The 11,611-nt window shown below is 73.0% G+C and carries 13 protein-coding genes; 9 read left to right on the top strand and 4 right to left on the bottom strand.

Going from position 1 to position 11,611, the window contains the following annotated elements; translation table 11 throughout:
- The coding region (locus PV364_RS29420) for a hypothetical protein (RefSeq protein ID WP_319663436.1) at positions 1 to 208 on the bottom strand (208 nt) is incomplete at its 3' end.
- A 169-nt stretch (positions 209 to 377) separates the two neighbouring features.
- Here PV364_RS29420 and PV364_RS29415 point away from each other — a divergent pair.
- The 3 genes from PV364_RS29415 to PV364_RS29405 all read left to right on the top strand — a co-directional run bounded on the left by PV364_RS29415 (position 378) and on the right by PV364_RS29405 (position 3,003).
- Entirely contained in the window at positions 378 to 1,187 is an 810-nt protein-coding gene (locus tag PV364_RS29415) for a glycerophosphodiester phosphodiesterase (RefSeq protein WP_319663435.1), read from the top strand.
- Positions 1,188 to 1,369: 182 nt separating this feature from the next.
- A complete protein-coding gene (locus PV364_RS29410) occupies positions 1,370 to 1,894 on the top strand; it encodes an ATP-binding protein (protein ID WP_319663434.1) in 525 nt (174 codons plus the stop codon).
- Positions 1,895 to 2,028: 134 nt separating this feature from the next.
- On the top strand, positions 2,029 to 3,003 hold the full coding sequence (locus PV364_RS29405; protein WP_319663432.1) for a DUF5926 family protein: 975 nt from the start codon (positions 2,029 to 2,031) through the stop codon (positions 3,001 to 3,003).
- A 182-nt stretch (positions 3,004 to 3,185) separates the two neighbouring features.
- On the opposite strand, the gene PV364_RS29400 is transcribed toward PV364_RS29405, so the two are convergent.
- Together PV364_RS29400 and PV364_RS29395 are read right to left on the bottom strand one after the other, a co-directional pair.
- The gene (locus PV364_RS29400; RefSeq protein WP_319663431.1) at positions 3,186 to 3,713 is read right to left on the bottom strand and encodes a hypothetical protein; all 528 of its coding nucleotides are present in this window, start codon (positions 3,711 to 3,713) and stop codon (positions 3,186 to 3,188) included.
- Positions 3,714 to 3,829: 116 nt separating this feature from the next.
- Complete coding sequence (locus PV364_RS29395) at positions 3,830 to 4,474, bottom strand: bifunctional DNA primase/polymerase (RefSeq protein WP_319663430.1); 645 nt, start codon at positions 4,472 to 4,474, stop codon at positions 3,830 to 3,832.
- 577 nt (positions 4,475 to 5,051) lie between these two features.
- On the opposite strand from PV364_RS29395, the gene PV364_RS29390 reads away from it, so the two are divergent.
- On the top strand, positions 5,052 to 6,452 hold the full coding sequence (locus PV364_RS29390) for a PP2C family protein-serine/threonine phosphatase (RefSeq protein WP_319663429.1): 1,401 nt from the start codon (positions 5,052 to 5,054) through the stop codon (positions 6,450 to 6,452).
- 58 nt (positions 6,453 to 6,510) lie between these two features.
- On the top strand, positions 6,511 to 7,980 hold the full coding sequence (locus tag PV364_RS29385; RefSeq protein ID WP_319663444.1) for an aminopeptidase P family protein: 1,470 nt from the start codon (positions 6,511 to 6,513) through the stop codon (positions 7,978 to 7,980).
- A 114-nt stretch (positions 7,981 to 8,094) separates the two neighbouring features.
- Here PV364_RS29385 and PV364_RS29380 read toward each other — a convergent pair whose 3' ends face one another.
- A complete protein-coding gene (locus PV364_RS29380; RefSeq protein WP_319663428.1) occupies positions 8,095 to 8,541 on the bottom strand; it encodes an ATP-binding protein in 447 nt (148 codons plus the stop codon).
- A 200-nt stretch (positions 8,542 to 8,741) separates the two neighbouring features.
- On the opposite strand from PV364_RS29380, the gene PV364_RS29375 reads away from it, so the two are divergent.
- The 4 genes from PV364_RS29375 to PV364_RS29360 all read left to right on the top strand — a co-directional run bounded on the left by PV364_RS29375 (position 8,742) and on the right by PV364_RS29360 (position 11,605).
- Positions 8,742 to 9,548, top strand: a complete 807-nt coding sequence (locus tag PV364_RS29375) for a hypothetical protein (RefSeq protein ID WP_319663427.1) — start codon at positions 8,742 to 8,744, stop codon at positions 9,546 to 9,548.
- A 97-nt stretch (positions 9,549 to 9,645) separates the two neighbouring features.
- Positions 9,646 to 10,410, top strand: coding sequence for a YcnI family protein (locus PV364_RS29370; RefSeq protein WP_319663426.1), 765 nt, complete (start codon positions 9,646 to 9,648; stop codon positions 10,408 to 10,410).
- Positions 10,411 to 10,487: 77 nt separating this feature from the next.
- Complete coding sequence (locus tag PV364_RS29365; protein WP_319663425.1) at positions 10,488 to 11,153, top strand: SCO family protein; 666 nt, start codon at positions 10,488 to 10,490, stop codon at positions 11,151 to 11,153.
- Positions 11,150 to 11,605, top strand: coding sequence for a copper chaperone PCu(A)C (locus tag PV364_RS29360; protein WP_319663424.1), 456 nt, complete (start codon positions 11,150 to 11,152; stop codon positions 11,603 to 11,605). The genes PV364_RS29365 and PV364_RS29360 overlap by 4 nt, the downstream gene beginning before the upstream one ends.
- Positions 11,606 to 11,611: the final 6 nt, after the last annotated feature.

Genomic DNA, 11,611 nt, shown 5'->3' with positions numbered 1-11,611 from the left:
CGCGGGGCGGCGGGGCCGGCGGCGCGTCGGCCGGCTGCGCCGAAGCGGCCGCGGGAGGACCGTCGGACGCCGCCGGGGGAACGGCGGGCGCCGCGGGCGCGGCCTGCGGCGGCGCCGGAGGTGCAGCGGGAGCGGCGGGCTCAGCGGCGACGGACGGCTGCGCCGGCTGCGTTGCCGGGACCGGACCGACCTCGTTCTCGGTGCTCACGGCTGTATCTCCTCCGGGATATGCGTTGTATGCCGTGCGTACGGTTGCGGTCACGGAGACGTACGACGGCCGACAGGATGGGGACAGCTTTTCCCACCGGTTGTCAGACCACCGTAAACAGTCGCGAGCGGCGTCCGTGGTACGACCGGGCGGATGGCACGATAGCCCGGTGACCCAAGACCGCGCGATCCAGGTCGTCGCCCACCGGGGTGCCTCCGAGGACGTCCCGGAGCACACGCTCGCCGCGTACCGGAAGGCGATCGAGGACGGCGCGGACGCCCTGGAGTGCGATGTGCGTCTCACCGCCGACGGCGTGCTGGTCTGCGTCCACGACCGCCGGGTGAACCGCACCTCCAACGGCCGGGGCGCCGTCTCGGCCATGGAGCTCGCCGACCTGCGGACGCTGGACTTCGGGTCGTGGAAGGGACAGCACACCGACGCCGAGGTGCCGGACCGCTTCGACGCCGACCCGGACGAGGCGAGCCGGGTGCTGACCCTGGAACGGCTGCTGGAGCTGATCGCCGACACCGGCCGCCGGGTGGAGCTGGCGGTCGAGACCAAGCACCCCACCCGCTGGGCGGGCCAGGTCGAGGACCGGCTGCTGGAACTGCTGGACCGTTTCGGCATGCTGCGGCCGCCGGCGGGCGAACCGCCGCAGGTGCGGGTGATGAGCTTCTCCTCGCGCTCACTGCGCCGGGTGCGGCTGACCGCGCCCCAGCTGCCGACCGCCTTCCTCATGCAGTACGTGCTGCCCCGGCACCGCGACGGCCGGCTGCCCGCGGGGGTGCGGATCGCCGGCCCGAGCATCCGCATCCTGCGGACGAACCCCGGGTACGTGGAGCGGCTGCACCGGGCCGGGCACAGCGTGCACGTGTGGACGGTCAACGAGCCGGAGGACGTCGAACTGTGCGCGCGGCTCGGCGTCGAGGCCGTCATCACCAATCGTCCCAAGCAGGTTCTGGCCCAACTCGGCCGCTAGGCAAGGGCGGTGGAGGACACCGTTCCACTCACGCCGCCCGGGGGCCCGGATCGCGGCGCGCCCCGGCGCGTTCGGTGTCCGTTCGATCGCTCTGTGTGCACCAAGAGATCGCTGTTGGCCGGTTTCCGGCATGAAACGAGAGGGCATCCATCCGGTGGCGTGGGGTGAAGGAGGTCTCGGGGGTGGCGTTGGTGGTGGCCCAGGAGGTGCCGACGTCCTCGACCATGGCCCTGCCGCATGGTCCGACGGGTGTCGCTGAGGCGCGGCGAAGGCTGCGCAAGGAACTGTGTGCGAACGAGGTTCCGGAGCCGGTCGTCGACGACGCGGTGCTGATCCTCTCCGAGTTGCTGAGCAACTCCTGCCGGCACGCGCGCCCGCTGGGCGAGGACGAAGCCTCGGCGGGCGGCGGCAGCGGGATCCGCGCCGCGTGGCGCGTCGACGAGGACGGGCTGCTGACGGTCGAGGTGACCGACGGCGGCGGTCCGACCCGCCCGCTTCCGGCCAGTCCCTCGCTCACCGCACGCGGCGGCCGGGGGCTCGGCATCGTCCGCAGCCTGTCGCTGCGCTGGGGCGTGCGGGACGCCCCCGGCGAGGTCACGGTCTGGGCGATGCTCGCGGTGCGCAGCCGCCACGCGCGGCGCGACGACCTGGCGCCGCAGATCGACATCCCGATCGACTTCGCGGACCCCTTCGAGGACCTTCCCTGACGTCGGTCCGGCCCTGCCCCGGCCCCCGTCCGGGCGGCCCCTGGCCCCGCCCCGGTCGCGACCTCCCCTGACAGGAGGGCACGTGGCGCTAGGCTCACGGCCGGAACACCGCCGTTACCGGGAGAGATCGAGCCATGGCGAAGAAGCGCCCGACGAAGACGAAGGCCCCCGCCCGACCCGCGCAGCTCACCGACGGGGAGATCCCCGTCGTCGGGGCCCGGGAGCCCTGCCCGTGCGGTTCCGGGCGGCGCTACAAGGCGTGCCACGGACGTGAGGCGTCGCACGCGGTGGCCGAGTTGGTGCGGCGGCCGTTCGAGGGCCTGCCGGGCGAGTGCGACTGGGTGGCGCTGCGCGAGCTGGTGCCCGCGGCGACGGCGGAGCTGAAGCTGAAGGACGGGCTGCCCGAGGGCGTGCCCATGGTGACGCTGGCGACCGTACTGCCCATGGCCTGGCCGGGGTTGCGCCGGGACACCGGTCAGGTGCTGCTGGGCCTGCAGAACGAGACGGCCTCCGGGGACATCAGCCGCGACCTCGCCGAGACGCTGCTGCGCGCGCTGACGGCGGAGCCGGGCCACCCGGTGGACGGGAACCGGCCCGCACCGGTCGGACCGCGGCTGCAGGACGTGCTGGACCTGGACGCGCCGTTCGAGCCGGTGGTGCACACCGGGTTCGAGTTCTGGCTGGAGAACGCGGACGCCGCCACCGGCGAGGTCGCCGCCTCCCTGGAGCGGGCGAACGCGGCCGTGATCCCCACCGTGCGGCTGACCGGCGTGGACGCCGCGTACTGGTGCCGGACCCCGGAGAAGAACCACCTGCGCTGGGTCATGCCGCACCCGGAGGAGCGGCTGCTGGACGCGCTGTCGCGGCTGCACGCCGCCGGCGCCTCGTCGCTGGGCGAGGGCACGCGGCTGGTGGGCTCGTTCCGGGCGCACGGTCTGGTCGTCCCGGTGTGGGACCTGCCGGTGGACGTGACCGCGGAAGAGGTGGAGAAGCCGGCGGCGGCGTTCGGCGAGCGGCTGGCCGAGGTGCTGGAGCTGGACACCCCGCTGACCGCGGACGAGCGCCGGGCGCGCAGCGGCCTCACCAACCGGCAGATCACCCTGAGTTGACACTCAGTGACAGCAGTGTGACGGTGTGAAGATCGTCGTGGTGATCCTGGTCACAGCCACCCCCGTCCGGGGTGGAACAGGGGCTGGAACCCGCGCACCCGGATTTGCGTTCGGGCGAAGTCTTGTTACCGTTTGAACAGTCCGGTCGCTGGTGCATCCCCCGTCGCCAGCGACCGGACGTTTCATTGTGCGGACCCGCTGCGCAGCAGCGGACGTTCCGCGTTCTCCTCGGCGATCTCCGCCACCGCCGCATAGGGCTCGGCGCCCTCCGGCACCGGTACCGTCCGCTCGCGCGGGGTCTCGCAACTCCCGCTCCCCAGCGCCGCGTCGATGGCACAGCGTGCCTGCACGGCACGGCCGTCCGGCAGCAGGAGTGTCAGCACGCCGTCCAGCCGCCGGCCGGTGGTGTTGCTCCAGTACGTGCGCGCCCATGTGTCGCCCTCCCCGGCGACGGTGCAGGTCTGCGCCCGCAGCCCCCGCGGGGAGACGAACTCGGGACCGCAGGATGCGGTCTGGCGTTCGGATTCGGCCAGTTCGGGCCGGCCGCCCAGCAGTTCGGAGCCGCTTGACAGCAACCCGCCGTCGGTATCGGCGGACACCGGTTCGACGGGGACGAAGGACCCCGTGCCGGCGGCGGCCGGGACGACCAGCGCGGCCGCCACGACGACACAGACGAGGGCGGCCATCCGAAGGTTCGACGCGCGCATCATGCGCAGAACATAGCGGGAGAAAAGGGCGGTAACCCGGGGGCCACGGGCAGTTGACGGCCCCGTGGCCCCGCTCCTACCCGAAAGAGTGACGGCGAACGGCGCTTCGCACCCGGGGCTCAGTACGAGAGCCGGCTGCCGTCCGGCGCGGTGCGCCCCGCCTGCACCAGGGTGTCGACGATCACCCGCACGCTCGGCAGCCACGGCGCCCGCTCCCCCGGGTCCACGACCGGCCGCCGCTCCCAGCGCGCACCGCCGGCCCCGACGGGCGAGGGCGGCAGCACGGCGTAGCCGCCCTGGCCGTGGAAGCGCAGCGAGGTCGGCACCCATTCGTGCCGGTCGAGCAACTCCCCCAGTTCCTCCAGGGAGTACGGCTCCACCAGGACCACGACACGGGTCGGGGTGGCCACCACCGGCCCGACGCGCACCCCGCGCTTGGCGAGGACGCCGAGGGCCCGCGCCCCCGCGACGGCCGGCAGGCTGACCGCGCAGACGCACCCGCCGGTGGCGAGGACGACGGGCTGGTCCGGGTGGTGCGTCCACCACCAGCGCACCATCCGCGGATCACGGGTGGCCGCCAGGAGACCGGGGTCGTGCGGATGGGCACCGGGCACCGGGCAGTCGGGGCGCAGACAGGCGCAACCGCCGCGCCCGTCCGTCCCGGCTCCGGGCACCACGGGCCACTGCCACTGCTCGGCGCAGGTGAGCGCCGCGCGCAGCAGCTCGGGACTGCTCTTGCGTCGCTTTCCGAGGATCTCACGCATCCGCGCTCGTTCCTTTCCGTTGGCGCTCAGGGATCTGCCCATGACACAACGTAATCTGGAACACACCGCTTACGAGGCAGCGCATCACGTCTCGAGCCGAGCGTGGAACGTGGCGGGGGGTGGCGCACACATGGCGCTTGTTCGTCCAGGGTGTGCTGCGTACTGCGTTTCCGTGCTCCGTGTGCGGTCCCGCTGGCTGTGCAACACCCCGCCGTGGGGGGAGGGTCGGCCGTCGCCGTCTAGGACGCTCTGGCCGGGCGCCGGGTTCCTGAGGCCGCCAACTCCCATCCCGTACGTACCCACTGCTGTGGATATGACGCACTGTCGAACCCCCCCAGTCGACAACTAATTGTGGCACGCGGTGCCCTTTTTCAGCCATAGTCCCGCAACCCTTACGGCGCATCGACACCACCGCACCTACCTGGGCAATCCTGGACACACCCCTAAGGAGGCGGTAGAAGGTAATCCATTGATAGCGGCGCAGAACGACTTGGGGGTTTGCGATGCTATTGACACAAATGCGCTGCTCTGCGGAGCCGCCGCCGTATCGCGTCAAAGGCCGCGAAAGCCGGCGACCATGAGCACGGCGGGACTTCCGAAAGTGGCCGGAATCAACCCACCCATTCCGACGTCGGCGCACACTGCCGCTCCCGCGGTCGAACAGCAATCCCACCCGGACGCCCGGTCCGCACAGGGTGGGCCGGACGAAACGGACGGACCGGCCGGTCAACCGGGCACGGCACAGGACGGCTTGGCGTCGTGGGTCGACGACCTGACGACCCTGCACGAACTGTCCGAACGCCTCGCCCGCACCGCCTGCGTCGAGGACGCGCTGCGCGAAATGCTGCGCGCGGGCGGCGCCTTGACCGGCGCGCGGCGCGGGCTGGCCGCGGCCGGTCCGGCCGGCCACGGCGGCCCCGCCACCGTCACCGGGCTCGGGCTCAGCCCGGCGGAGCTCGGCGCGCTGGAGACGGTCCCGCTGCCCGCCTCGCCCGGCACGGTGCCGGCCGAGGAGATCCACCCCGACCTGTGCCACGAACCGGGCCTGGATCCGCGCCACCGCGAGGTCGCCGTGCGGCTGGGCCTGGGCGCCAGTTACGCGGTGCGGCTGGCCACGGAGAGCGCCGGCCGGCTCGGGTCGGCCGTGTGGTTCTACGACGAGCCCGCCGAGCCGGGCGAGCGGCTGCGCCATCTGATCGGCCTGTACGTCCGCCACGCCACCGAGCACCTGGCCCGGCTGGTCGAGCTGGACCACCTCCGCGCCACCGCGGCCGGCCTGCGCGCCCAGCTGCTGCCCACCCGCCTGCCCCGGATCCCCGGGGTCCGGCTGGCTGTGACGCACGTCGCGGCCCCCGGCGGCGGAGGGGACTGGTACGACGCCATGGCACTGCCGGAGGGCGCCCTCGGGCTGTCCGTCGGCGGGGTCACCGGGTCCGGTACGGGCACGGTCGGCGCCATGGGACGGCTGCGGGCGGCCCTGCGGGCGTACGCGGTGCTGGAGGGCGAGGACCCGGTCGCGGTGCTGTCCGACCTGGAGCTGCTGCTGCGGCTGACCGAGCCGGCGCGCTCGGCGACCGCGCTGTACGCCCACGTCGACCCGGCCACCGGCCGGATCGCGCTGTCCGGGGCCGGGCACTGCCCGCCGCTGGTCGTCGGCGAACGCCGGGTGGAGTTCGTGGAGACCTCGCTGTCGGCGCCGCTGGGCATGCTCAGCTGCTGGGAGGCGCCCGGCGCCGAGTTCCGGGCGCTGCCCGGCGAGACGCTGCTGCTCTACACCGACGGGCTGCTGCACCGCACCGGCGACGCCACCGACCGGGCCGTCACGCGACTGCACGCCGCCGCGGCGGGTGCCCCGCGCGCCGTCCGGGAGGACCCTGCCCTGCTCGCCGACCACGTGCTGCGCACGCTGCTGCCGGACGGCCGCGGCGCGCACGAGGACACCGAAGACCTCGTCCTGCTGGCCGCCCGCTTCGACTGACCCACTTACGATGGGTGGGTCTACAGCGAGGAGGCATGACGTGGCCGAGGACCGCGAACTGGGGGCACCTCCCAGCCGCCAGGCTGGGGGAGAAACCCCGGAAGGCGACGAGCCCATCAAGCAGCGGAAGAACGGCCTGTACCCGGCCGTCTCCGACGAGCTCACCGAAGTGATGAAGTCCGGCTGGGCCGACACGGAGCTGCGTGACCTGCAGCCTTTGGAGCAGGCCGCGTACGCCGCCAAGCGGCGCGCCGCCCTGTCCGCGCGCTTCCCCGGCGAGCGGCTGGTCGTCCCGGCCGGAAACCTGCGTACCCGCGCCAACGACACGGACTACCCCTTCCGCGCCGCCACCGAGTACGTGCACCTGACCGGTGACCAGACCCAGGACGCCGTCCTGGTCCTGGAGCCGAACGGTGATACCGGTCACGATGCGACCGCCTACCTCCTGCCCCGTTCCTCCCGGGAGAACGGCGAATTCTGGCTCGACGGCCAGGGCGAGCTGTGGACCGGCCGCCGGCACAGCCTGGCGGAGGCCGAGGTGCTGCTCGGGATGCCCTGCGCCGATGTGCGCAAGGCCGCCGACGTGCTGCGCGAGGCGACCGGCCCGGTCCGGGTCGTCCGCGGCTACGACGCCGGCGTCGAGGCCGCGCTGACCGACAAGGTCACCGCGGAGCGCGACGCCGAGCTGAAGGAGTTCCTGTCCGAGCTGCGGCTGGTCAAGGACGAGTGGGAGATCGGCGAGCTGCAGAAGGCCTGCGACTCCACCGCCCGCGGCTTCGAGGACGTCGTCCGGGTCCTGGACAAGGCGGAGGCGACGACCGAGCGCTACATCGAGGGAACGTTCTTCCTGCGCGCCCGCGTCGAAGGCAACGACATCGGCTACGGCTCCATCTGCGCCGCCGGCCCGCACGCCTGCACCCTGCACTGGGTCCGCAACGACGGCCCGGTGCGCTCCGGCGACCTGCTGCTGCTCGACGCCGGTGTGGAGACGCACTCCCTCTACACCGCCGACGTCACCCGCACGCTGCCGGTCGACGGCACGTACACCGGCATCCAGCGCAAGATCTACGACGCCGTGTACGAGGCCCAGGAGGCCGGCATCGCCGCCGTCCGCCCCGGCGCCGCCTACCGCGACTTCCACGACGCCGCCCAGCGCGTGCTGACGGAGAAGCTCGTCGAGTGGGGCCTGGTCGAAGGACCCGTGGAACGCGTCCTGGAACTCGGTCTGCAGCGCCGCTGGACCCTGCACGGCACCGGCCACATGCTCGGCCTCGACGTGCACGACTGCGCCGCGGCCCGCACCGAGACGTACGTCAACGGCACGCTGGAGCCCGGCATGGTCCTCACCGTCGAGCCGGGCCTGTACTTCCAGGCCGACGACCTGACGGTCCCCGAGGAGTACCGCGGCATCGGCGTGCGCATCGAGGACGACATCCTCGTCACCGCCGACGGCAACCGGAACCTCAGCGCGGGCCTGCCGCGCAGCTCCGGCGAGGTCGAGAGCTGGATGGCCGGCCTGCGGGGCTGAGCCGACGCGCGCGGGAGGTGCCCCCGTTCCGTCCCGACGGGACGGGGGGCCGCCCGCACCGGCGCAAGGACCGCGCGCGGGCGGGCGGTTGGCGCCGGGCGGGGACGGCCCGGGTCACGACACCCTGAGCAGGGCGTCGTCCCGCCATTTGAGGATCTTGTCGAAACTGACCACGGCCCCGTGACCGGGCCGGTTGTGGAAGTGGACATGGTCCACCAGCGCCTCGATCAGGAACAGCCCGCGTCCGTGCTCGGCGTGCTGGTCCTTCTTCGACAGCGGTCGTACGGCGTGGTGCGTGCGGCGCAGGTCCGGGGCGAAGCCCGGTCCGGAGTCGGCCACCTCGATGCGGCAGCGGTCGCCCTCGATACGGGCGGTCACCCGGTACTCGCCGTGACTCGCGTGCTCAACAGCGTTGGCACAGGCCTCGCTGAGGGCCACGGACAAGTCGTACGAGATGTCTGGGTCCACCCCGGCGGTCTCCATCGTCCCCAGCAGGAGCCGACGGGCGAGCGGAACGCTCGCAGCCTCGCGCCGCAAATGGAGGGACCACCAGATGCTCATGCTCAGCCTCCTGGCTGCGGCTCGACATACCGATACGTATTGCCCCGAAACACGGCCGGTAAGCGTGGTGTTGACGTGATGACGCCCATACGGCCGATGCCCGGCCCCGGCACATGGGTGTACGCGGGCGGCCGGAACCCATAGCACACACCGCCGGAATGCGAGACCCCCCGCACGCGAACGGGGGACACGGTGAGAAGATGACGCCCGTCATGGCCTCTCCTGTGCGCGCCGGCGCCGATCTGCGACTGCTGCGGGCCGCGGTGTTCACCGCGGTCTGTGTGGCGTTGTCCGCGGTCGCGCACTCCGTTGCCTCGGGCCACGCGGTGCCCGGCTGGTCGCTGGTGGCCGGCTGGGTGATGGTCTTCGCCGTGGTGGCGCCGCTCGCCGGACGGGAGCGCTCGCTCCCCGGGATCGCGGCGGGCCTGGCAGCCGGACAACTGGCCCTGCACGTGCTGTTCAACGCGGGCGGGGTGTGCGGACCGGACGGTGCCCCCCGGCCGGACGGGATCGTGCGGATCGCCGGGCGGCTGATCTGCGCCCACCAGGCCCTGCCGCTCGCCCCGGCGACGGCTCAGCAGATCGTGCGCCAGGCGGGCATCGACCCGCACACCCTGCCGCTCGGCGGCATGGGCCACATGAGCGGCATGGCCGGTATGACCGGCATGACGCACGCTCACACCGAGAGCACGATGCTGGCCTACAGCCTGCCGATGCTGCTCGGGCACCTGCTCGCCGCGCTCGCCGCGGGCTGGCTGCTGCGCCGCGGCGAGGCCGCGCTGTGGCGCATGGTCGCCCTGGGCATGCGCGGTCTCGCCGAACTCACCGGCGCCGCCCTGCGGCAGGCGGTCGCGCTGGTGCGCGCCCTGGTGGCGGGAGCGCTCACCGCGCCGTCCGTCACCGGTGGGCCGCGCCGCCGGACCGCCGGCTCCGGGCCGCCGCGCACCGCGGCGCTGCGGCACAGCCTCGCCCGGCGCGGGCCTCCGGTGCACGCCCTCGCGGCCTGAACGCGACCCGCTCCACGGATCGGAGGAGACGGAGTCGCGCGCCGCACGCGTGCCATCCGTCATCCCTCACCTCTTCACCCGTGGAGTGTCTGCACCCATGAACATCGCCATGCGCCGCGCCGTCGCCCTCGCCGGACTCAGCGGAGCGGCCGTCCTCGCCGCCGCCGTGCCCGCCTTCGCGCACGTCTCCGTGCAGCCGGGCACCGCCGCCAAGGGCAGCTACAGCACGGTGGCCTTCAAGGTCCCCAACGAGGAGGACAAGGCGTCGACCATCAAGGTCGAGGTCAACCTTCCGGCCGACCACCCGATCGCGTCGGTCTCCCTCCAGCCCGTCCCCGGCTGGACGGCTCAGGTCGTCAAGAGCAAGCTCGCCAAGCCCATCACGAGCGACGACGGCAGCATCACCGAGGCCGTCACCAAGATCACCTGGACCGGAGGGAAGATCGCCCCGGGCGAGTTCCAGCAGTTCCCGGTCTCATTCGGCCCGCTCCCCGAGGACGCCGACCAACTGGTCTTCAAGGCCGTCCAGACGTACGACAACAAGGACGTCGTGCGCTGGATCGAGGAGCAGCAGGAGGGCCAGGCCGAGCCGGAGCACCCGGCTCCCGTGCTGACGCTCTCCGACGACGCGGACGGCGGCCACGGCCACGGCGCCGCCTCCTCCCCCTCTCCCGTCGCCGACACCGAGGCCGGTGGTGACGGCAAGAGCGCCACCACCGAGAAGGCCGCGTCCGCCGACTCCAGTGACACCACCGCCCGGGTCCTGGGCGTGGTCGGCATCGTCGTCGGCGTGCTGGGCGTCGGCTTCGGCGTGCTCGCCGGCCGCCGCCGCGGCGCCGGTGGCGGCACCCCCGCCGTCTGACGCAGCATCGCCGGGTGACCGCCGCCGTGCGCGGCGGCGGTCACCCGGCGTCGTACCGAACTTCCTGGGGAACCCTGATGCGTACCACCACCACCCGCGCGGTCGCCGCGGCGGCCGCCGCCACGCTCGCCCTCGTCCTGACCGCCTGCGGCGGCTCGGACGGCTCGACGGACGCCGGCGCCGATGCCCCCCTGGTGTCCACCGACGCCACACAGAAGGCCTCGACCGTCCTCGACACGCCCTTCGACAAGCCGGACATGATCCTCACGGACACGCACGGCACGAAGTACGACCTGGTCAAGGAGACCGCGGGCAAGCCCACGCTGCTCTTCTTCGGCTACACCCACTGCCCCGATGTCTGCCCGACGACGATGAGCGACATCGCCATCGCCAAGTCCAAGCTGACCAAGGCCGAACAGGCCGCGCTCACCGTGGTCTTCGTCAGCACCGACCCCGAGCGTGACACCCCGTCGCGGCTCGGCGCCTGGCTGGACGCGATGGACGCCTCCTTCGTCGGCCTGACCGGCGACTTCGCCACGATCCAGGCGGGCGCCCGCTCCCTCGGCATCGCCGTGGACAAGCCCGTGAAGGAGAAGGACGGCAGCATCACCGTCACGCACGGCGCCGAGGTCGTGGCGTACTCGCCGAAGGACGACAAGGCGCACGTGCTCTACATGTCCGGCACCACCTCGCAGCAGTTCGCCGCCGACCTGCCGAAGATCATCCAAGGGCGGACGCCGTGAGGCGCGCGCTCCTGCCGGCGGCCGCGGCCCTACTCGCCCTCGGGCCGGGGCTCGGGGCCACGGCCTGCGACTCCTCACCGGACGGTCCCGAACTCCGGGTCAGCGGCGCCTACATACCGCAGCCCGCGCTCGCGGACATGGCGGCCGGGTACTTCACGGTGACCAACACCGGTGACCGCGACGCCCGGCTGACCTCGGTGACCAGCGACCTGGCGGGCGAGGTGACCCTGCACTCCACCGCCGGCAACGCCATGCGGCGGGTCACCTCGTTCACCGTGCCGGCCGGCGGGCGGCTGGTCCTCGGGCTCGGCGGCAACCACCTGATGCTGATGAAGCTCACGCACAAGCCCGTCGCCGGTGAGGAGGTGTCCGTGGAACTGCGCTTCGACGACGCCGACCCCATCGACGTACGGGTCCCGGTCAAGCCGGCGGGCTATCGCCCGGGGGACTGAGGAGGG

It is taken from the genome of Streptomyces sp. MI02-7b (assembly GCF_033793585.1).
GTDB lineage: Bacteria > Actinomycetota > Actinomycetes > Streptomycetales > Streptomycetaceae > Actinacidiphila.
This window is presented reverse-complemented; position numbering and strand designations above follow the sequence as displayed.